The sequence below is a fragment of the Streptomyces sp. PsTaAH-137 genome, from assembly GCF_003259365.1.
In the GTDB taxonomy this organism is placed as follows: Bacteria; Actinomycetota; Actinomycetes; order Streptomycetales; family Streptomycetaceae; genus Streptomyces.
In genome coordinates, this window is sequence record NZ_QLLY01000001.1 from 31,548 (window position 1) to 53,281 (window position 21,734).

At 73.1% G+C, this 21,734-nt stretch carries 18 protein-coding genes; 13 read left to right on the top strand and 5 right to left on the bottom strand.

What is annotated here, in order from left to right; genetic code table 11:
* Positions 1-123 precede the first annotated feature (123 nt).
* From K377_RS00150 to K377_RS00195, 10 genes are all read left to right on the top strand, one after another.
* Positions 124-2,553 (top strand): MFS transporter, encoded by a 2,430-nt coding sequence (locus tag K377_RS00150; RefSeq protein ID WP_111660980.1) that lies wholly within the window; start codon positions 124-126, stop codon positions 2,551-2,553.
* Positions 2,554-2,734: 181 nt separating this feature from the next.
* Positions 2,735-4,084, top strand: coding sequence for an enterochelin esterase (fes, locus tag K377_RS00155; protein ID WP_237551851.1), 1,350 nt, complete (start codon positions 2,735-2,737; stop codon positions 4,082-4,084).
* Between the two features lie 101 nt (positions 4,085-4,185).
* Positions 4,186-5,019, top strand: a complete 834-nt coding sequence (locus K377_RS00160; protein ID WP_111660981.1) for a M55 family metallopeptidase — start codon at positions 4,186-4,188, stop codon at positions 5,017-5,019.
* The gene (locus K377_RS00165) at positions 5,012-6,358 is read left to right on the top strand and encodes a M20/M25/M40 family metallo-hydrolase (RefSeq protein WP_111660982.1); all 1,347 of its coding nucleotides are present in this window, start codon (positions 5,012-5,014) and stop codon (positions 6,356-6,358) included. Before K377_RS00160 ends, K377_RS00165 begins: the two co-directional genes overlap by 8 nt.
* A 100-nt stretch (positions 6,359-6,458) precedes the next feature.
* Positions 6,459-8,489, top strand: a complete 2,031-nt coding sequence (locus K377_RS00170) for a prolyl oligopeptidase family serine peptidase (RefSeq protein WP_237551852.1) — start codon at positions 6,459-6,461, stop codon at positions 8,487-8,489.
* On the top strand, positions 8,486-9,415 hold the full coding sequence (locus K377_RS00175; protein WP_161195158.1) for an LD-carboxypeptidase: 930 nt from the start codon (positions 8,486-8,488) through the stop codon (positions 9,413-9,415). Before K377_RS00170 ends, K377_RS00175 begins: the two co-directional genes overlap by 4 nt.
* Positions 9,416-10,185: 770 nt before the next feature.
* Positions 10,186-11,919, top strand: coding sequence for a CocE/NonD family hydrolase (locus K377_RS00180; protein ID WP_111660984.1), 1,734 nt, complete (start codon positions 10,186-10,188; stop codon positions 11,917-11,919).
* Positions 11,920-12,039: 120 nt separating this feature from the next.
* Positions 12,040-12,285 carry a LapA family protein gene (locus K377_RS00185; protein WP_111660985.1) on the top strand — a complete coding sequence of 82 codons (246 nt, stop codon included), beginning with the start codon at positions 12,040-12,042 and terminating at the stop codon, positions 12,283-12,285.
* A gap of 8 nt (positions 12,286-12,293) precedes the next feature.
* The gene (locus tag K377_RS00190) at positions 12,294-12,626 is read left to right on the top strand and encodes a hypothetical protein (protein WP_111660986.1); all 333 of its coding nucleotides are present in this window, start codon (positions 12,294-12,296) and stop codon (positions 12,624-12,626) included.
* Between the two features lie 20 nt (positions 12,627-12,646).
* Positions 12,647-13,225, top strand: coding sequence for a GNAT family N-acetyltransferase (locus K377_RS00195; RefSeq protein ID WP_111660987.1), 579 nt, complete (start codon positions 12,647-12,649; stop codon positions 13,223-13,225).
* Here the strand turns inward: K377_RS00195 and K377_RS00200 are convergent.
* On the bottom strand, positions 13,200-13,544 hold the full coding sequence (locus K377_RS00200; protein WP_111660988.1) for a DUF6204 family protein: 345 nt from the start codon (positions 13,542-13,544) through the stop codon (positions 13,200-13,202). The two genes, K377_RS00195 and K377_RS00200, sit on opposite strands and share 26 nt — an antisense overlap.
* Before the next feature lie 214 nt (positions 13,545-13,758).
* On the opposite strand from K377_RS00200, the gene K377_RS00205 reads away from it, so the two are divergent.
* On the top strand, positions 13,759-15,738 hold the full coding sequence (locus K377_RS00205; protein ID WP_111660989.1) for a DUF5107 domain-containing protein: 1,980 nt from the start codon (positions 13,759-13,761) through the stop codon (positions 15,736-15,738).
* Here K377_RS00205 and K377_RS00210 read toward each other — a convergent pair.
* From K377_RS00210 to K377_RS00220, 3 genes are all read right to left on the bottom strand, one after another.
* Positions 15,735-16,436: a GntR family transcriptional regulator gene (locus tag K377_RS00210; protein WP_258394938.1), complete on the bottom strand. Its 702-nt coding sequence runs from the start codon at positions 16,434-16,436 to the stop codon at positions 15,735-15,737. The genes K377_RS00205 and K377_RS00210 overlap by 4 nt on opposite strands.
* 72 nt (positions 16,437-16,508) lie before the next feature.
* The gene (locus K377_RS00215) at positions 16,509-16,877 is read right to left on the bottom strand and encodes a VOC family protein (RefSeq protein WP_111660991.1); all 369 of its coding nucleotides are present in this window, start codon (positions 16,875-16,877) and stop codon (positions 16,509-16,511) included.
* Positions 16,878-17,005: 128 nt separating this feature from the next.
* Positions 17,006-17,452, bottom strand: coding sequence for a carboxymuconolactone decarboxylase family protein (locus K377_RS00220; protein ID WP_111660992.1), 447 nt, complete (start codon positions 17,450-17,452; stop codon positions 17,006-17,008).
* Between the two features lie 109 nt (positions 17,453-17,561).
* Here K377_RS00220 and K377_RS00225 point away from each other — a divergent pair, with 109 nt between their 5' ends.
* Entirely contained in the window at positions 17,562-18,929 is a 1,368-nt protein-coding gene (locus tag K377_RS00225; RefSeq protein WP_111660993.1) for an NAD(P)/FAD-dependent oxidoreductase, read from the top strand.
* A gap of 38 nt (positions 18,930-18,967) precedes the next feature.
* The gene (locus K377_RS00230; protein ID WP_111661579.1) at positions 18,968-20,800 is read left to right on the top strand and encodes a transketolase; all 1,833 of its coding nucleotides are present in this window, start codon (positions 18,968-18,970) and stop codon (positions 20,798-20,800) included.
* Positions 20,801-20,817: 17 nt separating this feature from the next.
* On the opposite strand, the gene K377_RS00235 is transcribed toward K377_RS00230, so the two are convergent.
* Entirely contained in the window at positions 20,818-21,639 is an 822-nt protein-coding gene (locus tag K377_RS00235) for a class I SAM-dependent methyltransferase (protein WP_111660994.1), read from the bottom strand.
* Positions 21,640-21,734 lie beyond the last annotated feature (95 nt).

Here is a 21,734-nt window from a genome sequence, read left to right on the forward strand (position 1 = left end):
CCGTAGGGCTCCGACCGGCGCATACGTCCTTCAAGTCCGTCTGAACAGCGATTCGTCGCGCTTGCTCCCCGTTGTCGCGCAATGCGAGAAATGGGCGCGCAAGAGTGACGAGGGGAGCTGCAGGTGGGCACGACGACGCTGGTGACCGAGGCGGCCGGGGAGCGGCGCGCCGCCCCCGAGCCGCCGGTGACCGATCTCCCGGCGGAGCCTCAACCGGCGGCGGCCGCACCGCAGTTGCCCGCCCACGGTCTCAGCCCGAGCCGCGTGCGCATGGTCTTCGTCGGACTGATGCTGGCGCTGCTGCTCGCCGCCCTCGACCAGATGATCGTCGCCACCGCGCTGCCGAAGATCGTCGGCGAGCTGCACGGCCTCGACAAGATGTCCTGGGCGATCACCGCCTACCTGCTGACGTCCACCATCGGCCTGCCGATCTACGGAAAGCTCGGCGACCTCTTCGGCCGCAAGGGCGTCTTCCAGTTCGCCATCGCCGTCTTCGTCATCGGCTCCGCGCTCGCGGGCCGCGCGCAGAACATGGACCAGCTCATCGCGTACCGCGCCCTCCAGGGCGTCGGCGCGGGCGGTCTCATGATCGGCGTCCAGGCGATCATGGGCGACATCGTGCCGCCGCGCGAACGCGGGCGCTACATGGGCCTGATCGGCGCCGCGTTCGGCCTCGCCTCGGTCGCGGGCCCGCTGCTCGGCGGCTACTTCACCGACCACCTCTCCTGGCGCTGGTGCTTCTACATCAACGTCCCCTTCGGTCTCGTCACCCTCGCCGTGACGGCCGTGGTCCTCAAGCTGCCCAAGCCCACGAAGCGGGGACGCCTCGACGTCCTCGGCGCGCTGCTGCTCGCCGCCGCGTCGACCTGCCTGGTGCTGCTGACCAGTTGGGGCGGCACGGAGTACGCGTGGGGCGACAAGGTCATCATCGGGCTCGGCGCCGGGGCCGTCGTGTCGTGCGCGCTGTTCGTCGTCGCCGAGAAGTACGCGGCCGAACCGCTGATCCCGCTGCGGCTGTTCCGCGACTCGGTCTTCAACCTCAGCGGGCTGGTCGGCATGGTCGTCGGCGTCGCGCTCTTCGGCGCGGCCAGCTACCTGCCGACCTTCCTGCAGATGGTCGACGGCGCCACCGCCACCGAGTCCGGCCTGCTGATGCTCCCGATGATGGGCGGCGTCGTCGGCGCCTCGATCATCTCGGGACAGCTCATCAGCCACACCGGCCGCTACAAGATCTACCCGATCCTCGGCGGCGCCCTGTCGACCCTCGGCATGTTCCTGCTGTCCCGTCTCGAGGTCGACACCCCGCGCCTGGAGTACAGCGTCTACATGGCCGTGCTCGGCGCCGGGATCGGCCTCATCATGCCGGTGCTCGTGCTCGCCGTGCAGAACTCGGTCCGCGCGTCCGACCTCGGCACGGCGACCAGCGCCAACAACTACTTCCGGCAGATCGGCGGCAGCGTCGGCGCCGCGATCTTCGGCACCCTCTTCGCCAACCGGCTCGGCGACGCGCTCGCCGACCGGCTGCCGCGCGGCGGCGACCTGCCCGACGCCGAGTCCATCACTCCGCAGCTCGTGCACGCGATGCCGCCGGCGCTGCGCACCCCGTACATCGAGGCGTACGCCGACGCGATGCCCCGGATCTTCCTCTACCTGGTGCCGGTCCTGGTCCTCGGCCTGGTCCTCGCCTTCTTCCTCAAGGAGACCCCGCTGTTGTCCAGTGCCGCTCCCTCCCCGTCCCCGCAGCCCGTCGTCCCGGCCGCCGTTCCCGCGCAGGAGCGGCCCCTGGCGCACGCCGCCGGTGTCCCGGTGTGCGGCACCGTGCAGCACCCCGACGGCACGGTCGTGCCACGCGCCGCGCTCACCCTCATCGACGTCGGCGGCACCCAGATCGGGCGCGGCGCGAGCGGTGAGGACGGCCGCTACGCCCTGTCGACGCCCGGCGCCGGGAGCTACGTCCTGATCGCGGCGGCGGGCGGCCACCAGCCGCAGGCCGTCACGGTGACCGTCGGCGAGCGGCCCGTCGAGCTCGATGTCGTCCTCGGCGGCGCCGGACGTCTCGCGGGCTCCGTCGTCACCGCGGACGGCACGCCCGTCCGGGACGCGACCGTGACCCTGACGAACGTGCACGGCGAGGTCGTCTCCACCACCCGCAGCGGCCGCGAGGGCGGCTACGTCATCACCGAGCTGGTCGCGGGGGAGTACACGCTGGCCGCCAGCGCCCCCGCGTACCGGCCCGCCGCGCTCCCCGTCACCGTCATGGCCTCCCGCGAGACCCGGCAGGACGTGGAACTGGCCGGCGGCGCGGTGCTGCGCGGCACGGTGCGCGCGGGTGGCGGGCGTCCGGTGGAGGAGGCCCGGGTCACCCTGCTCGACGCCGCGGGCAATGTCGTCGACACGCTGACCACGGGCGCCGACGGCACGTTCCGCTTCGTCGACCTCTCGTCCGGCGAGTACACGGTCATCGCCGCCGGGTATCCGCCGGTGGCCACGGTTCTCCAGGTCGCCGGCGGCGGCCGCACCGAGCGCGACCTTCAACTCGGCCACGAGGACTAGCGCCCCGTCAGGGGCGCGGGGCTGTATCGATGTGCGGCTCCGCCGCGTGGGCGCGACCAGCCACGACGAAAGCCGCGGACGCATCTGCTCGGTTCATGAGCAGACGCGTCCGCGGCTTTTCGGTAGCCGGTGATAGTTTAGGTGAGGCTAAGCTAAGTTGTGCGGAAGGTGGTACGGGAGAATGGCCATGCCCGCGGTGGCGTCCGACCTCGAATGGGTCCCGGAGCAGGTCAGACCGCGACCGGCCGTAGGCCCCCGCATCAGCCGCCTCCTCGACGACCTGGCGGCGCCGGAAGGCGCCGACGAAACCCGCCGCGCCGAACTCGTCGACGCCTTCTGGGCCGGAGTCGCCCGGCTCGGCGCGCCCCTGATCGAGCCGATCGAGAACGAGCCCGGCCACCACACCCTCACGTTCCTGTACCGCGGCCACCGGGCGACCCGGCACGTCCTGCTGTTCAGCAACCGCCTCGTCGACCGCGCCCGCCTCGCCGACGCCCTGCTGCACCACATCCCCGGCACCGACATCTGGCACCTCGGCTTCCGGCTGCGCGCCGACCACCGCGGCGCCTACCGGATCGCCGCCGACGTCTCGGCCGGTGAGCCGCCCGCCGACCCCGGCCGGCTCCAGCAGTTCCTGCGCACGCTCCAGCAGTACGCCGGACCCGACCCGCTCAACCCCCGCACCATCCCCACCCGTTGGGGCGGTCACGACTGCTCCGTCTTCGCGCTGCCGGACGCGCCGGTGCGCCGCTGGGAGAGCCGCGCGCGCCGGGTGCCCCGGGGGCGGGTCGAGCGGCATCGCCTGGACAGCCCGGCGCTCGGCGGCGAGCGTGACGTCTGGGTCTACCTGCCGCCCGCGCCCACGGGACGCGATCTGCCCGTCGTGGTCCTCGGCGACGGCGACATGTGGCTCGGCGGCGGCGACGGCCTGGGCCTGCGGGACTCCCTGGACCGGCTGATCGCCGACGGCACCCTGCCGCCGCTGATCGTCCTCGCCCCCGACTCCGTCGACAACGCCACGCGCTGGCGCGAGATGGGCGGCCGCGACTCCTACGTCACCTTCCTCGCCGACGACCTGCTGCCCTGGGCCGCCGGGCGCTGGCCGCTCACCACCGACCCGGGCCGCACCGTCGTCGCGGGCCAGAGCCTCGGCGGGCTGACCGCCCTGTACGCGGGCCTGGTGCGGGCCGAACGGTTCGGCAACGTCCTGGCCCAGTCGCCCTCCCTGTGGTGGCACCCTGGCCTGCCCACCACCGGCGGCGTGCCGCAGACCCCGGTCGTCGGCGTCCCCTGGCTCGTGGAGCGCTACGCGGAGGCCGCGCCCCGCGACCTCACCGTGCACCTCGACGTGGGCCTCCACGAGGGCCCGATGGTGGGCTACTGCCGCGCGATGTACGAGACGCTGGCCGGGTCCGGACACCGGGTGACGCTGGAGGAGTTCAACGGCGGTCACGACTACGCCTGTTGGCACGGCGCGCTCATCGACGCACTCGTACGGATGCTGGCCCCCGAAGGCCGCCCGGGCTTCTGACGAGGCAGAACACCGCCTCATGGGTGAGACATTGGTCTATACCCCTGGGAGTTATCCACAGGTCTGGTGAGCCGTGCCCGGATCCGCGTACGGTGCAGGGCATGAAGATCCTCATCAGCGCCGACATGGAGGGCGCGACCGGTGTGACCTGGCCTGCGGACGTCCTGCCGGGCACACCGCAGTGGGAGCGCTGCCGCTCGATGTTCACCTCGGACGTGAACGCGGCGGTGCTCGGCTTCTTCGACGGCGGCGCCGACGAGGTGCTCATCAACGAAGCGCACTGGACGATGCGCAATCTCCTGCTCGAGCGGCTCGACGAGCGGGCCGAGATGCTGACGGGCCGCCACAAGTCGCTCTCCATGGTGGAGGGCGTCCAGCACGGCGACGTCGACGGCATCGCGTTCATCGGTTACCACGCGGGCGCCGGCATGGAGGGCGTCCTCGCCCACACCTATCTGGCGAACCAGATCACGGGCGTGTGGGTGAACGACGCGCGCGCGAGCGAAGGCTTGCTGAACGCGCACGTGGTGGCCGAGTACGGCGTCCCCGTCGTCCTCGTCACCGGCGACGACCACGCCTGCGACGACGCGCTCGGCTATGCGCCCGAGGCCCGCAAGGTCGCCGTCAAGGACCACGTCTCCCGGTACGCGGCGGTGTGCCGCACCCCGGCGCGGACGGCCTCCGACATCCGGGCCGCCGCCAAGGACGCAGCATCGCTGGCGGTGCGTCACGAGCCGGTGCGGGGCGGCCCGTTCACCGTCGAGGTCGAGTTCGACGCCGAGCACCTCGCCATGGCGTCGACCGTCGTGCCGGGCGTGGAGCGCGTCGGCGAGCGCAGGATCGCATACACCCACGAGACCATGTACGAGGGCATCCGCACCTTCAAGGCGGTCACCACGATCGCCTCGGCCGCGGTGGAGGAGCAGTATGGCTGAGCAGCAGACCCTGGCCGCCGACGTGAGCCGGCAGGCCCTCGACGAGGTGGTCACCTTCACCTCCGAGCTGATCCGCATCGACACCACGAACCGTGGCGGCGGCGACTGCAAGGAGCGCCCCGCCGCCGAGTACGCGGCCGCCAAGCTGGCCGAGGCGGGCCTGCGGCCGACGATCCTGGAGCGCACGCCCGGCCGCGGCAATGTCGTCGCCCGGATCGAGGGCACCGACCCGACCGCCGACGCCCTTCTGGTCCACGGCCACCTGGACGTCGTACCGGCCGAGGCCGCCGACTGGAGCGTGCACCCGTTCTCCGGCGAGATCCGCGACGGCGTGGTGTGGGGCCGCGGCGCGGTCGACATGAAGAACATGGACGCGATGATCCTCGCGACCGTACGGGAATGGGCCCGCGTCGGATTCCGGCCGCGGCGGGACATCGTCATCGCCTTCACGGCCGACGAGGAGGCCAGCGCCGAGGACGGTTCGGGGTTCCTCGCCGACCAGCACGCCGATCTCTTCGAGGGCTGCACCGAGGGCATCAGCGAGTCCGGCGCCTTCACCTTCCACGACGGGCGGGGCACGCAGCTCTACCCGATCGCGGCGGGGGAGCGCGGCACCGGCTGGCTGAAGCTCACCGCACGCGGCAAGGCGGGCCACGGCTCCAAGGTGAACCGGGCCAACGCGGTCTCCCGGCTCGCCGCCGCCGTCGCCCGCATTGGCGACCACGAGTGGCCGCTGCGGCTCACCCCGACCGTGCGCGCGGCCCTCGCCGAGATGGCCGCCGTGTACGGCATCCCCGCCCCGGAGTTCGACGCGCCCGGCTTCGACGTGGAGGCGCTGCTGGCCGCGCTCGGCCCGGCCGCCGACCTCGTCGCGCCGACCGTGCGCAACAGCAGCAACCCGACGATGCTGTCCGCCGGATACAAGATCAACGTGATTCCGGGCGAGGCCACCGCGCACGTCGACGGCCGCTATCTGCCGGGTACCGAGGACGAGTTCCGGGCGACCCTCGACATGCTCACAGGACCGGACGTCGACTGGGAGTATCACCACCGGGAGGTGGCCCTCCAGGCACCGGTGGACTCACCCACGTACCGCACCATGCGTGCCGCGGTAGAGGCGTTCGCCCCCGAGGGGCACGTTGTCCCGTACTGCATGTCGGGCGGTACGGACGCCAAGCAGTTCTCCCGGCTCGGCATCACCGGCTACGGCTTCGCCCCGCTCAAGCTCCCCGAGGGCTTCGACTACCAGGCGCTCTTCCACGGCGTCGACGAGCGGGTCCCGGTGGAGGCACTGCACTTCGGCGTGCGGGTCCTCGACCGGTTCCTGCGGACGGCCTGAACCCGAGGAACAGAAGCCCGAAGAACAGAAGACGGACTAGGAAAAGATGGCGGACGCGAAGAACATGGGGGCCTCAGAACCAATGGGGGGCGGGGACGACATGGTGCAGACCCAGGCGTACGGCTCCTGGCCGTCGCCGCTGGACGCGGCACTGGCCGCCGCGCACGACGGGCAGCCCGAGTACGTCGGGTTCGTCGGCGACGAGGCCTGGTGGACCGAGCCGCGGCCGGCCGAGGGCGGCCGCAGAGCGCTGGTGCGCCGCAGGCCGGACGGCACGGAGGAGTCCGTGCTGCCCGCGCCGTGGAACGTGCGCAGCCGTGTCATCGAGTACGGCGGCCGCCCCTGGGCCGGCGCCGAGCGCCCCGAGGGACCCCTGCTCGTCTTCGTGAACTTCGCCGACCAGCGGCTGTACGCGTACGAGCCCGCCGTGCCCGAGCGGGCCCCGCGCCCGCTCACCCCGGTCTCCGCGGTCGGCGGCGGCCTGCGCTGGGTCGACCCGCAGCTCCACCTCGGCCGGGGCGAGGTCTGGTGCGTCCTGGAGGAGTTCACCGGGGAGGGCCCGAGCGACGTGCGGCGCGTGATCGCCGCCGTGCCGCTCGACGGCTCGGCCGCCGAGGACCGCGGCGCGGTGCGCGAACTCGGCGACGACGCGCACCGGTTCGTCACCGGCGCCCGGCTCTCGCCCGACGGCCGGCGCGCCGCGTGGCTCGCCTGGGACCACCCGCGGATGCCGTGGGACGGCACGGACCTGCTGCTCGCGGAGGTCACCGACGACGGCACGTTCGGCCCCGCGCGGACCGTCGCGGGCGGCACCGAGGAATCCGTCTGCCAGGTGGAGTGGGCGCCGGACGGCGCCCTGCTGTTCTCCAGCGACCGGGGCGGCTGGTGGAACCTGTACCGCCTGGAGATCGCCGCCGGGCCCGCCCCCGGCGCCGCCCCCGGGCGGCCCGCGCTGCTCTCCACCACCCACGGACTCTGTCCCCGCGAGGAGGAGTTCGGCGGGCCGCTGTGGAAGATCGGGCTGAGCTGGTTCAAGCCGCTCGCCGCCGGTCTGATCGCCGTCGTGCACGGCGTCGGCGCCACCGCGCTCGGCATCCTCGACCCCGCGACCGGCGAGGTCGTCGACGTCGCGGGACCCTGGACCGCCTGGGCGTCCTCGCTCGCCGTGCACGGCACCCGGGTCATCGGCGTCGCCGCCAGCCCGCGCACCGGAACCGAGGTCGTCGAGCTGGACACCAGCACCGGACGCACCCGCGTGATCGGCTCCGCCCACACCGACCCCGTCGACCCGGCCTACTACCCCGAGCCGCAGATCCGCACCTTCGAGGGCCCCGACGGACGCGACATCCACGCCCACATCTATCCGCCGCACAGCCCCACCCATGCCGCCCCCGACGACGAACTCCCGCCGTACGTCGTCTGGGCCCACGGCGGCCCCACCGGCCACGCGCCCCTCGTCCTCGACCTGGAGATCGCCTACTTCACCTCGCGCGGCATCGGTGTCGCCGAGGTCAACTACGGCGGCTCGACCGGATACGGCCGCGAGTACCGCAACCGGCTGCGCGAGCAGTGGGGCGTCGTCGACGTCGAGGACTGCGCGGCCGTCGCGCTCGCCCTCGCCGACGAGGGCACCGCCGACCGCGGCCGGCTCGCCATCCGCGGCGGCAGCGCCGGCGGCTGGACCAGCGCCGCCTCCCTGACCAGCACGGACGTCTACGCCTGCGGCACCATCAGCTATCCGATCCTGGATCTCACCGGCTGGGCCGAGGGCGAGACCCACGACTTCGAGTCCCGGTACCTGGAGACGCTGATCGGCCCGCTCGCCGACGTCCCCGCCCGGTACGCCGAGCGGTCCCCGGCCGAGCATGCCGACCGGCTCACCGCCCCGTTCCTGCTCCTCCAGGGACTCGACGACGTGATCTGCCCGCCGGTCCAGTGCGAGCGGTTCCTCGCCCGGATGGAGGGCGAGGGGCGGCGCGTCCCGCACGCGTACCTCACCTTCGAGGGCGAGGGCCACGGGTTCCGGCGCGCCGACACCATGGTCCGCGCCCTGGAGGCCGAACTCTCCCTGTACGCGCAGGTGTTCGGCCTGCATCCGACGGGTGTTCCGGCCCTGGAGCTGACCAAGTGACGCACTCCCTGATCCGCCCGGCCCGGCTCGCTCCCGGCGCTCGCGTCGCCGTCGTCGCGCCGAGCGGGCCGGTTCCCGAGGACCGGCTCCAGGCCGGGCTCGACATCCTGCGCGGCTGGGACCTCGATCCGGTCGTCGCGCCCCATGTCCTCGACGTGGAGAGCCGGTTCGACTACCTCGCGGGCGCCGACGCCGACCGCGCCGCCGACCTCCAGCGCGCCTGGTGCGACCCCGACGTGGACGCCGTGCTCTGCGCCCGGGGTGGCTACGGCGCCCAGCGCATGGTCGACCTGCTCGACTGGACGGCGATGCGGGCCGCGCGGCCCAAGGTGTTCGTCGGGTACAGCGACATCACCGCGCTGCACGAGGCGTTCGCCGTGCGGCTCGGGGTGAGCACGCTGCACGGGCCCATGGTCGCCGCCGCCGACTTCCTCAAGAGTGCCCGGGCGCAAGGGCATCTGCGGGCGACGCTCTTCGAGCCGGAGACGGTTCGGGTCGTCGCCGCTCCGGGTGGGGGCCGGGTGCTGGTGCCCGGTGTCGCTCGTGGGGTCACGCTCGGGGGATGTCTGGCGCTGCTCGCCGCCGATCTGGGGGCGCCGTTCGCTCGGCGTTCGGCCCGGGGTGGGCTGTTGTGCCTGGAGGACGTGGGCGAGGAGACGTACCGGCTCGACCGGTATCTGACCCAACTGCTGCGAGCGGGCTGGTTCGACGGGGTTTCCGGGGTGCTGCTCGGGTCCTGGGCCGAGTGCGACGACCCGGGCCTCGACGTGCTGCTCTCCGATCGGCTCGGGGGGCTCGGGGTTCCGGTGCTCGACACTTTCGGATTCGGCCATGGGGACGATGCGCTGACCATTCCGTTCGGGGTGACGGGGGAGTTGGACGCCGCCGCGGGCACGCTGACGCTGGACACCCCGGCCCTGACCTGAGCCTCTTTCGCGGGGTGCGGCCCGGTGGCCCCTTCTCGCGCAGTTCCCCGCGCCCCCAAAAACCAGTTCGTCACGCGCGCCTCTCGTCGTGGCTGGTCGCGCAGTTCCCCGCGCCCCTGAGATGCGCACTTCGTGCGCCATCTCATCAGGAGAGGCGCACCACCGCCGCCCCATCAGGAGAGGCGCGCCACCGTGCCCCCATCGGGAGGCGCGCGAAGCGCAGCCTCAAGGGGAGGCGGCGCGAAGCGCCTGCCTCAGGGGCGCGGGGAACTGCGCGAGAAGCGGCCACCGGCCGTCAGACGGGGTACGGCCCAGGGGCGCGGGGAACTGCGCGAGAAGCGGCCACCGGCCGTCAGACGGGGTACGGCCCAGGGGCGCGGGGAACTGCGCGAGAAGCGGCCACCGGCCGTCAGACGGGGTACGGCCCAGGGGCGCGGGGAACTGCGCGAGAAGCGGCCACCGGCCGTCAGTCGAAGTACGACTCAGGGGCGCGGGGAACTGCGCGAGAAGCCCCGCCGGGCCGCGGATGAACGAACTACCCCGGGGCGCGGGGAACCTGCGCGGTCGGCCACCGCCCAACTACCGCACCCGCCACGGCGATCACCCCACAGCCCCTTCACAGAAAATGCCCGTGCACGTGGATTGACCGCCAACTGACACGCGTCACACGATGACCCCGCCCCCGTACTTACCGGTCGGTAAAACGTCACCGTGGAGGTCGTCACCCCGTGCCAAGATCCCGCGCCACCCTGCTCGCCAGCGCCAGCGCCATGGCCGCGCTGACCCTGACCGCCACCCCGGCCCACGCGGCACCGCCGACCGCGACCGACGGCCCGTACACCGTCACCGCGCTGAAGTTCACCGTCGACACCGGCGACCGCACCTGCACCGTGGACGCCGACCTCTACCGCCCGGCCGGAGCCGACGCGGAGCACCCCGCGCCCGCCGTGCTCACCACGAACGGCTTCGGCGGCGACAAGTCCGACAGCACCGGCGACACCGCCAAGGCCTTCGCCCGGCGCGGCTACGTCGGGCTCGCCTACTCGGGGCTCGGCTTCGGCAAGTCCGGCTGCCTGGTCTCCCTCGACGACCCGCGCATCGACGGCAAGGCGGCCTCCGCCCTCGTCGACTTCCTGGCCGGCACCCGCGCCGCCGACGACGGCACCACCGTCGACTACGTGACGACCGACAAGAAGGGCGACCCGCGCGTCGGCATGATCGGCGGCTCCTACGGGGGCGCCGTCCAGCTGGCCACGGCCTCCGTGGACCACCGGGTCGACGCGCTCGTCCCGCTCATCACGTGGAACGACCTCGCCTACTCGCTCGACCCGCAGAACGCCGCCGACCGCTCCGTCCCCGGCGTCTTCAAGTGGCAGTGGACCAACGGGTTCTATCTCATCGGCGAGGGCCAGCCCCTGCTCTCGCCGTCCCTCGACCCCTCCCGCATCAACAAGCTCACCTGTCTGCACTTCGTCGACGACGCCTGCGAGACCATCCGCACCCTCAACTCCGGCGCGTACCCGGCCGACAGGACGGCCGACCTGCTCGCCTACGCGCGCAGCGTGTCCCCGGTGACGTACCTGAAGACGGTCAAGGCGCCCACGCTGCTCGTCCAGGGCCAGACGGACAGCCTGTTCAATCTGAACGAGGCCACGGCCACGTACGACACCCTCCGCGAGCAGGGCACGACGGCGAAGATGATCTGGCAGTCGTGGGGGCACAGCGGCGGGCTCACCGATCCGGCCTCCGGCGAGCTGAACCTGTCCGAGGGGAACCTGGAGACCAGCTACGTCGGGCGGCGCGTCCTCGCCTGGTTCGACCGCTACCTCCAGCGGAAGCAGGGCATCGACACCGGACCCGCCTTCGCCTACTACCGCGACTGGATCGGCGACCCGGACCACACCTACGGCACCGCGTCCGCCGTCCCCGCGCCCACCCGGAAGCTGTACCTGTCCGGCGACGGCAAGCTGGTCGACCACCGGGCCGAGGTCGCGCGCGGCAGCCGCGAGTACCGCAACTGGCTCATCCCCACCAGCCACTCCGAGTCCTCGCTCGCGGGCACGATCGGCCTGCCCGACCCGGCCCCGCGCGACACCAAGGGCACCTACCTCGACTGGACCACCGAGCCGCTGACCGCGGCGACCGACGTCGTCGGCTCCCCGAAGGCCACGCTCAAGGTGATCTCCCCGAAGACGGAGCGGGTCCAGAACTCCGGCGACGCAGCCGACAAGCTCGTCCTCTTCGCGAAGCTCTACGACGTCGCGCCCGACGGCACGAAGACGCTCGTGCACCGGCTCGTCGCACCCGTCCGGGTCCCCGACGTCACCCGGCCCTTCACCGTCACGCTCCCCGGCATCGTGCACCGTTACGAGCAGGGCCACCGCATCCAGTTCGTGATCGCCGCGAGCGACGACGCGTACGGCGGCAACAAGGGGATCAAGCCGGTCACCGTCACCAGCGCCCCCGAGGACACCGGGACGGTGGAGCTGCCGGTCGTCCCGTAGGCCGCCGGGGCGGTCCGTCACCCGTACGGGCCCTCGGCCGGTGCGGGAACGCCGCCTCCCCGCCCATGCTGGGCGGGGAGGCGGCGACGGCCTCCGGGGACACCGACGGAAGGACCACCGATGAGCCCGAAGGACACCGCGAGCACCGCGAAGAGCGGGGGCTCCAGTGCGTTCACGCCGGCCAGGATCGGGATCCTGGTCCTCTTCGTCCTCCTGCTGATCTTCATCTTCGAGAACACCCGGCACGTGAAGATCCGCATGATCATCCCCGAGGTCTCCATGCCGCTGTACCTGGCCCTGCTGATCACCGCGGTCATCGGCGGGATCTGCGGCGGCTACTTCGTGGCGCGGCGGGGGCGCAGGTGACGGCGCGCGTGCCGACGCGAGCCGTACGGCGCCGCGTGGCGACCGTGACCGCCGGAGCGGCCCTCGCCCTCACCGTATCGGCGGGCGCCGCCGTCGCCGCCGACGGCCAGCGGATGCCGGAGCTGCGCGGACGCGGCCTGATGCACGTCTTCTCGACGGTCGACTACCGCACCCGGGTCGACGTGAAGGACGTCAGCGGCCACAAGCGGCACGTGCTGTGGCCGATGAGCTGGAAGGTGTGCAGCCAGTACCCGGCCGTCGGACGCCCGATCGGCGACGAGGGCGTGCGCGTCGGCGTCGTCAAGAACGGCGAGAAGTGCCCCCGGGCGGCGACCGTCTAGCGCCTTCGTAAGCTGGGCCGATGACCGATGATCACCCTTACGCGGCAGCGGGCCCCCGGGTGGGCATCCGCTCCTTCGCCCTCACCGACGCCGACGAGTTCGTCGCGCGCTCGCGCGAGAGCCGCGAGCTGCACCGGCCCTGGCTCTTCCCGCCCGACAGCGCCGACGCCTACGCGCGTTACGCGGGCGGACTCATCGACGATCCGGCCAAGCACGGCTTCCTGGTGTGCGAGCGGGACGGCGGGGCCATCGCCGGGTTCATCAACATCAACAACGTGGTGCACGGCGGCTTCCGCTGCGGCGCCCTCGGCTACGGCGCCTTCGCGCACGCCGCCGGGCGCGGGCTGATGTCCGAGGGGCTCGCGCTCGTGGTCCGGCACGCGTTCGGGCCGCTCGGCCTGCACCGCCTGGAGATCAACGCGCAGTCCGCCAACACCGCCTCGATCGCGCTGGCCCGCCGCGCCGGGTTCCGGCTCGAAGGGTTCTCGCCGGACTTCCTCTTCATCGACGGGGCCTGGCGCGACCACGAACGGTGGGCGATCACCGCGGAGATGGTGCGCGGCTCCGATGACGCTACCGGGACTTCGACTTCCGGTTGATCTTCATTGTGTCCATGTCGGTCACCGTCGAGCGCAGCTCACCGTGCCCGTAGCCCCGCTCGGCCAGATACGCCTCGGCCTTCTCCTCGGCGAGCGCGCCCGCCATCTCGTCGCCGTCGTCCGGGTCCGACTCGATGACGTACCGCATGGAGAACGCCTTGAGCGTGCGGTCGTACGCGAGGGAACCCTCGGGCCCGAAGCGCATGCCCGCGATGCCCTCGTGCTCGGCCGCCTCGGCGAGCAGCCGCTCCCCGGCGTCGGCGGTGAGGCCGTCGAAGGTGGCGCGGACGATGACGCGGTAGGTGTGGTTCTCGGCCATGACGGGTCGTGCTCCTCGTGCGGCGGGGTTCCGGGACCGTGCCCGGGACGGCAAGCCGTCAGCGTACGTCGACCGGGAGGCGAGGCGCCCGGAATATCGGCGCGGGCGGCCTTTGCGCAATCCTGACCGGAGCAGCCCCTGGCCAGCTCGCCGATGACGCTGTTCCATGGTCATCGGGGCGGGCGGCGCCCCCTGTCGACGGGAGGCTCCCCCCATGACCGAGATCCGCCGTGAGGTGCTGACCCTGCCGGGCGCGCCGGTGGGCCCCGTGAACCCGCTGCCGCCGATGCGGCCCCTCGACGAGACGCACGAACTCGACGAGCGCACCCGGGCGGGCCTGCCGCTCGACATGGCGCGCCAGGTCGGCTACCGGCCGCTGCGCAGCGTGCTGCCCGAGCGCATACGCGACGGGTACGGGCGCGCCCGGGCCCCGCTCGACCTCGACGCCATCGTGATCGAGAACGAGCGGCTGCGGGTCACCGTGCTCCCCGGCCTCGGCGGCCGCGTCGCCTCCCTCTTCCACAAGCCGAGTGAGCGCGAACTCCTCTATCGCAACCCGGTGTTGCAGCCCGCCAACTTCGCGCTGAACGGCGCCTGGTTCTCCGGCGGGATCGAATGGAACATCGGCGCGACCGGCCACACCACCCTCTCCTGCGCGCCCCTGCACGCCGCCCGCGTCACCGCGCCCGACGGCGGCGAGATGCTGCGCCTGTGGGAGTGGGAGCGGCTGCGCGACCTGCCGTTCCAGGTGGACCTGTGGCTGCCCGCCGACTCGGACTTCCTGTACGTGGGCGTGCGCGTCCGCAACCCGCACGAGAAGCCCGCACCCGTGTACTGGTGGTCCAACATCGCCGTCCCCGAGGACCGCCGGGTGGTCGTGCCCGCGGACGAGGCCTGGCACTTCGGGTACGAGCGCACCCTGCGCACCGTGCCGGTCCCCGACCACGACGGCGTGGACCGCACCCGCCCGTCGAACAGCACCTATCCCGCCGACTACTTCTACGAGGTGCCGGACGAGCGGCGCCGCTGGATCGCCGCCCTCGACGACACCGGGCACGGACTCGTGCAGACGTCGACCGATCTGCTGCGCGGCCGGAAGCTGTTCGTGTGGGGTTCGGGGCCGGGCGGCCGGCGCTGGCAGGAGTGGCTGACCGAACCCGGCACCGGGGGCTACGCCGAGATCCAGGCCGGGCTCGCCCGCACCCAGCTGGAGCACGTACGCCTGGAGGCGGAGGGCGAGTTCAGCTGGATGGAGGCGTACGGCCCGCTCAGCACGTCGCACGAGCCGACCGGGGAGTGGGGCGCCGTGACCGACGAGGTCGAGCGGCGCCTCGCGGAGGCCCTGCCGCGGGCCGACGTCGACGCCGCCCACGAGGCATGGCTGACCACGTGCGCCGACGCCGAACCCGGCGACCGGCTCGCCGTCGGCTCCGGCTGGGGCGCGCTCGAACTGCTCCGCACCGGCTGGAAGTTGCCCGGTACGCCGTTCGACGAGTCGACGCTCGGCGAGGCCCAGGCGCCCTGGCGCGAGCTGCTGGACAGCGGGGACTTTCCCGAGCAGCGCCGGGTCGGCCCGCCCGGACCGACCCTGGTGGCTCCGGCCTGGCGCGACATGCTGGAGACGGCCCCGGCCCGCCCGCTGTCCGAGTACCACCTCGGCGTCGCCCAGTGGCACGCGGGCGACCGGGCGCAGGCCGTGCGCAGTTGGGAGCGGGCTCTCGAACTGGCGCCGTCCGAATGGCCGTTGCTGCGTTGCCTGGCGGTCGCCGACGAGGAGGGCGGCCATTCCGAGCGTGCCGCCGACCGGTACGCGGCCGCCTTCGACGACCTGTGCGCGGAGCGGCGGCACGACGGGGAGATGTGGGTGGCGGCGACGGCGGCCCTGGGGCGCGAGGCGGTCACGGCGCTGCTGGCGGTGGGACGGGTGGAGGCGGCCCGTTCGGTGTGGGCCCGGCTGCACGAGAGCACGCGTGCGGAGGGACGGTTCCGGCTGCTCGATGCCCGACTGCTGGCCGCGGAAGGGGACATGACGGCGGCGCGGGCCGCCTTCGACGCCGGGTTCGAGGTCGCGGACCTGCGGGAGGGCGCCGAGTCGATCGGTGAGCTGTGGGAGACGGTGGCGCCGGGCGAACCGCTTCCGGCACGCCACGACTTCCGGATGCGGCCGGGAGCCCAGGAGGGAGACAGGCCCTAGACCTCGTCGCCGAAGAGGGACTTCAGGGCCACCGCGCGGCTGTCCCGCACATGGAGCAGGGTGCACGCCGCGGCCGACTCCGCGTCGCCCGCGGCGATGCGCCGGTACATGTCGGCGTGCTGGGCCCGCATGTGCGCCGGTTCCGCGCGCAGCCCGAACACCAGCTGAAGCTGCCAGCCCAGCTGCTCCATCGTGCGGGACAGCAGCGGATTGCCGGCGAGGGCCACCACCTCCTCGTGGAACGCCGTGTGCGCGGCCACCTCGTGCGTGCCCTCGTCGTCGTCCGCCGCCCGCTCGGCCCGCTCCAGCCAGCCCAGCAGCGCGTCGAGTCCCGGCGGCCGGCCGGGTGCCGCGTCCGCCACCGCGCGGGCCGCGAGCCGCGACGCCTGGACGGCGAGGGGTTCCCACACCTCGTACAGATGCGTGACGTCGTCCCGCTCCAGGCTGCGGACCCGGACACCGCTGTGCGGCAGCAGTTCGAGCAGACCCTCGGCGACGAGCGCGCGCAGGGCCTCGCGCACCGGGACGCGGGACATCTCCAGCTCCTGGGCGACCTCGCGCTCGACGAGGCGTGCTCCCATCGGGTACCTGCGGTCGACGATGCGCTGCCGCAGCGCTTCGCGCGCCTGCGCGCTCAAGGACGTACGCCCCTGCCCGGCCGGTTGTCCCGCCGGTGTTCCGCCACCGCTCGCCGTCACCCGCACCACTCCACCGTCCCAGCGATCCTCACCCGTCGTGCTCCGGGTGAGGATACGTGGGGCGGGCCGCTCTCACCCTTCGGCGGGCGCCTGCCGGTCGACGTACTCGAAGACCGATCCGTCGGGGTGCAGCGCGATGAGATTACGGCCCCCCGGGCTCGGCACCGGGCCCGCGAGGACCTTGGCGCCGGACGCCGTGAGCAGGGCGTACGCCTCGTCGACATCGGGCACCGCGATCGTGGCGGCCACCTTGCGCAGCACGTCCAGCTCGGTCGCGGGGCCGCTCATCAGGAGGAAGCAGCCGACCGCGGCCACCGAGACGCCGCCACGCTCGAAACGCATCGCTCTGCTGCCCGTCAGGCGCTCGTAGAACGTGACCGTCGGTTCCAGCATCGCCGGATCGGCGACGCAGACGCGCAGCGTGGTGCCCAGGATCTCCATGGCTTGGCCCGTGCCACCTCTCTGACCGGCTCTCTTCGGGCTTGCCACGATTTCATGATTGCCGCGCCCGCGCCACCAACTCCGTTGACCGGAAACCGGCTTGAGCGACTGCCTCCCGGGGCGTTCGGCTACTTCTGGTCCACGGGCAGCAGGCCGCGCTCGGCGAAGACCTTCTTGGCCACGAAGGTGGCGTTGAGGGCCCGTGGGAAACCGGCGTAGCCCGCCGCGTGCAGCAGCGCCTCGACGATCTCCTCGGGGGTCAGCCCGACGTTGAGGGCCGTGTTGAGGTGCACCTCCAGCTGCGGTTCACAGCCGCCCAGAGCCGTCAGGATGCCCAGGGTGAGCAGCTGGCGGTCGCGCGGCGGCAGCGCGGGGCGACTGTAGATCTCGCCGAAGCCCCAGGCGACGATCTGCCGGGCGAGCTCGGGGCTGACGTCGGCGAGGGAGTCCAGGACGAGGGGGACCGCGTCGCTGTTGATCCGGTTCAGCGTCTCCAGGCCCCGGTCGAAGCGGGCCTGACCGGAGTCGTCGGCGGTGGCGGGGGGTGCCTGTTCGGGGGCGGGCTCGGTGCTCATGGGGCTTCCTCCGTAGTTGTTCAACAGCTCTCGGCAGCTCTTCGGCAGCGCTGCCGTGGGGCGTCTCGACGGGCCGTTACGGGGTGCGCGGGCAGGGTACCCGCGCGCCATGGAGCGCTTGGACCGTGTCCTGATCGTCGGTGCCGGCTTCGCCGGGTACCGGGCCGCTCGCCTGCTGACCCGGGCGGCCCGGCGCGAGGCCGCGGTCACCCTGCTCAATCCCACCGACTATTTCCTCTACCTGCCACTGCTGCCGCAGGTCGCCGCCGGCATCCTGGAACCGCGCCGGGTGACGGTCTCGCTGTCCGGGACGCTGCCGCGCGCCCGCCTCGTCCTCGGCGAGGCCGACGGCGTGGATCTCGACGGACGGACCGTCTCGTACACCGATCCCGAGGGCGGGCGCGGCACGCTCGCCTACGACCGTCTCGTCCTGGCCGTCGGCAGCGTGAACAAGCTGCTGCCGGTGCCCGGTGTCGCCGAGTACGCGCACGGCTTCCGCGGCATGCCCGAGGCGCTGTACCTGCGCGACCACGTGACCCGGCAGATCGAGCTGGCCGCCGCCGCGCCCGACGCCGACGCGTGCCGGGCGCGCTGCACCTTCGTCGTGGTCGGCGGCGGCTACACCGGGACCGAGGTCGCCGCGCAGGGCGTGCTGCTGACCGACGCCCTGGTGCGGAAACGGCCGCTGCGCCACGGTGTGCGGCCGCGCTGGATCCTGCTCGACATCGCGCCGCGCCTCCTCCCCGAACTCGACGAACACCTGTCGCGCACCGCGCACCGCGTGCTGCGCGAGCGGGGCGTCGAGGTGCGTACGGAAACCTCCGTGAAGGAGGCGACCGCGGACGGCGTGCTCCTCGACGACGGGCGGTTCGTCGGCACCCGCACCCTGGTGTGGTGCGTCGGCGTACGTCCCGATCCGCTCGTCGCCGCCCTCGGCAGGCCGCTGGAGCGGGGCCGGCTGCTCGTCGACCCGTATCTCACCGTCCCCGGGCACCCCGAGGTGTTCGCCTGCGGGGACGCGGCCGCCGTCCCGGACCTGGAACGGCCGGGGGAGTACACCCCGATGACCGCGCAGCACGCCTGGCGGCAGGGGCGGACCGCCGGGATCAACGTCGCCGCCTCCCTCGGCCGCGGCGAGCGGCGCGCCTACCGGCACAAGGACCTCGGCTTCACCGTCGACCTCGGCGGGGCGCAGGCCGCCGCTTATCCGCTCGGCGTCCCGCTGTCCGGCCCGCTCGCGGGCGCCGTCACCCGCGGCTACCACCTCGCCGCGCTGCCCGGCAACCGCGTCCGGGTCGCCGCCGACTGGCTCCTGGACGCCGTACTGCCGCGCCAGGCGGTCCAGTTGGGGCTCGTGCGGTCCTGGTCCGTGCCGCTCGACACGGCGTCACCCGAACTCGCGCGGACGCCCGACACCCCCGCCAAGGCCCCGCCCCCCGACCCGTCAAGCGAATCGCCCGATGGAGGATCCACGTGACCACGCACTCGTCCGCACCCGCCCGTACCGCGACCGAGATGAAGAACCTGGCGCGGCAGCTGAGGGTCGACTCGGTCCGCGCGGCCGACGCCGCCGGGTCCGGGCATCCCACGTCGTCGATGTCCGCGGCCGATCTGGTGGCCGTCCTCCTGGCGGGCCACTTCCGGTACGACTTCGAACGTCCCGCCCACCCGGGCAACGACCGCTTCGTCCTCTCCAAGGGCCACGCGTCGCCCCTGCTGTACGCGGCGTACAAGGCGGCCGGCGTCATCGACGACGCCGAACTGCTCACCTTCCGCACCCTCGGCAGCCGTCTCGAAGGGCATCCGACGCCCCAGCGGCTGCCCTGGGTGGAGACCGCCACCGGCTCGCTCGGCCAGGGCCTGCCGGTCGGCGTCGGCATCGCCCTGTCCGGCAAGCGGCTCGACCGCGTCGGTTACCGCGTCTACGTCCTGTGCGGCGACAGCGAACTCGCCGAAGGATCGGTGTGGGAGGCCGCCGAGCACGCCGGGTACGAACAGCTCGACAACCTCACGCTGATCGTCGACGTCAACCGGCTCGGCCAGCGCGGCCCCACCCGGCACGGCCACGACCTGGACGCGTACGCGAGCCGCTTCCGCGCCTTCGGCTGGCGCACCATCGAGATCGACGGGCACGAGAGCGCCCAGATCGGCCACGCCTACGCCGAGGCCGCCGCCACCACCGGGCAGCCCACCGCGATCCTCGCCCGCACCATCAAGGGCAAGGGCGTGCGCTCCGTCGAGGACCGCGAGGGACTGCACGGCAAACCGCTGCCGGACGCCGCCGCGGCCGTCGAGGAGCTGGGCGGCGACCACGGAACGCGCGTGCACGTCCAGGCGCCGCCCGCCGCACGGGCGTTGCACTTCGTGCGCAGCGGCAGTCTCGAACTGCCGCGCTACGAGGTCGGTCACGAGGTCGCCACCCGCGACGCCTTCGGCGAGGCCCTCGCCGCGCTCGGCTCCGCCCGCGGGGACGTCGTCGCGCTCGACGCGGAGGTCGGCGACTCGACCCGCGCTGAGTTCTTCGCCAAGGAGCACCCCGACCGGTACTTCGAGTGCTACATCGCCGAGCAGCAGCTCGTCGGCGCCAGTGTGGGACTCGCGGCGCGCGGCTGGGTGCCGTTCGCGACCACGTTCGGCGCGTTCCTGACCCGGGCGCACGACTTCGTGCGGATGGCCGCGGTCAGCGGGGCCGGGATCAATCTCGTCGGCTCGCACGCGGGCGTCGCCATCGGGCAGGACGGGCCGTCCCAGATGGGCCTGGAGGACCTGGCGATGTTCCGGGCCGTGCACGGGTCGACCGTGCTCTGCCCGTGCGACGCCAACCAGACGGCTCAGCTCGTCGGGCGGATGGCCGATCTGACCGGCGTGCGGTACCTGCGGACGTCGCGCGGGGCGGGACCGGTGATCTACGGGCCGGACGAGGAGTTCCCGGTGGGCGGGTCCAAGGTGCTGCGCTCCGGCGACGACGACCGGGTCACGCTCGTCGCCGCCGGGGTCACCGTGCACGAGGCGCTGACCGCGGCCGATGAACTGGCGACGGCCGGGATCCCGGTGCGGGTGATCGACGCGTACTCGGTGAAGTCGGTGGACCGGGGTGCGCTGCGGGAGGCCGCGCGGGCCACCGGGTGCCTGATCACCGTGGAGGACCACCGTGAGGAGGGCGGTCTCGGGGACGCCGTCGCCCAGGCCTTCTCGGACGGGAGCCCGACGCCCCGGCTCGTGCGGCTGGGGGTACGGGTGATGCCCGGATCCGCCTCACCGCGGGAGCAGTTGCGCGGAGCCGGGATCGACGCCGGGTCGCTCACGGCGGCCGTCGCCCTCCTGGTGGAGCAGCAGGTGGCGCCCTGAACCACCCCGGGGGAGGGCTACTTGCGGGCCAGGATCTCGCCGTGCGGCACGGCGAACCAGGCGTCCGCGTGCGTGCCCCACTCCCGCCACGTGGCGGAGACCGCCGCCAGTTCATCGGCGGTCGCGTGCCCGCCCTCCGTGGCGCGGTCGGCGTACGCGGAGGCGACGGTCCGGTCCGCCCACAGGCCGCTCCACCAGGCGATCTCGTCCGGCGTCGCGTAACACCACGCGCCCACCGAGCACGTGACGTCCTCCTGGGCGAAACCGGCCTCCATGGCCCACGACTTGAGGAAGCGGCCGGCGTCCGGCTCCCCGCCGTTGGCCCGCGCGACCCGGCGGTACAGGTCCAGCCAGTCGTCCATGCCGGGCAGCCGCGGGTACCAGGAGAACACCGCGTAGTCGGAGTCCCGGGCCGCGACGATCCCGCCCGGCTTCGTGACGCGCCGCATCTCCCGCAGCGCCTGCACCGGATCGCCGACGTGCTGGAGCACCTGGTGGGCGTGCACCACGTCGAACGTGTCGTCGTCCCACTGGAGCGCGTGCACGTCGGCGGTGGTGAACTCCGTGTTCGTCAGGCCCCGTTCGGCCGCCGTGGTCCGCGCCTGCGCCACGATCCCCTCGGCCATGTCGGCGCCGACCACCCGCCCCTGCGGCACCAGTTCGGCCAGATCGGCGGTGATGGTGCCGGGACCGCAGCCGATGTCCAGGATCGTGAAGTCGGGCCGGATCACGCCCGAGTCGAGGAGGTAGGCCGCCGAGTTGGCGGCGGTGCGCCAGGTGTGCGAACGCAGCACGGACTCGTGGTGGCCGTGGGTGTACACGGCGGTCTCCTGCGACATGACCCGATCCCTTCACGGTGGGGCGACACGGTGTGGCTGCCGCCCGGGGCGGACGCCCCGGGCGATGTGTTCACCGTACGCGCGCCAACCGGATG

Coding starts and splice junctions, on each gene's coding strand:
- K377_RS00235 (WP_111660994.1), bottom strand. CDS start 21,639: ATGTCGCAGGAGACCGCCGTGTACACCCACGGCCACCACGAGTCCGTG.
- K377_RS00220 (WP_111660992.1), bottom strand. CDS start 17,452: ATGAGCACCGAGCCCGCCCCCGAACAGGCACCCCCCGCCACCGCCGAC.
- fes (WP_237551851.1), top strand. CDS start 2,735: ATGGCCATGCCCGCGGTGGCGTCCGACCTCGAATGGGTCCCGGAGCAG.
- K377_RS00200 (WP_111660988.1), bottom strand. CDS start 13,544: ATGGCCGAGAACCACACCTACCGCGTCATCGTCCGCGCCACCTTCGAC.
- K377_RS00185 (WP_111660985.1), top strand. CDS start 12,040: ATGAGCCCGAAGGACACCGCGAGCACCGCGAAGAGCGGGGGCTCCAGT.
- K377_RS00160 (WP_111660981.1), top strand. CDS start 4,186: ATGAAGATCCTCATCAGCGCCGACATGGAGGGCGCGACCGGTGTGACC.
- K377_RS00205 (WP_111660989.1), top strand. CDS start 13,759: ATGACCGAGATCCGCCGTGAGGTGCTGACCCTGCCGGGCGCGCCGGTG.
- K377_RS00180 (WP_111660984.1), top strand. CDS start 10,186: ATGGCCGCGCTGACCCTGACCGCCACCCCGGCCCACGCGGCACCGCCG.
- K377_RS00230 (WP_111661579.1), top strand. CDS start 18,968: ATGAAGAACCTGGCGCGGCAGCTGAGGGTCGACTCGGTCCGCGCGGCC.
- K377_RS00170 (WP_237551852.1), top strand. CDS start 6,459: ATGGTGCAGACCCAGGCGTACGGCTCCTGGCCGTCGCCGCTGGACGCG.
- K377_RS00195 (WP_111660987.1), top strand. CDS start 12,647: ATGACCGATGATCACCCTTACGCGGCAGCGGGCCCCCGGGTGGGCATC.
- K377_RS00215 (WP_111660991.1), bottom strand. CDS start 16,877: ATGGAGATCCTGGGCACCACGCTGCGCGTCTGCGTCGCCGATCCGGCG.
- K377_RS00225 (WP_111660993.1), top strand. CDS start 17,562: ATGGAGCGCTTGGACCGTGTCCTGATCGTCGGTGCCGGCTTCGCCGGG.
- K377_RS00165 (WP_111660982.1), top strand. CDS start 5,012: ATGGCTGAGCAGCAGACCCTGGCCGCCGACGTGAGCCGGCAGGCCCTC.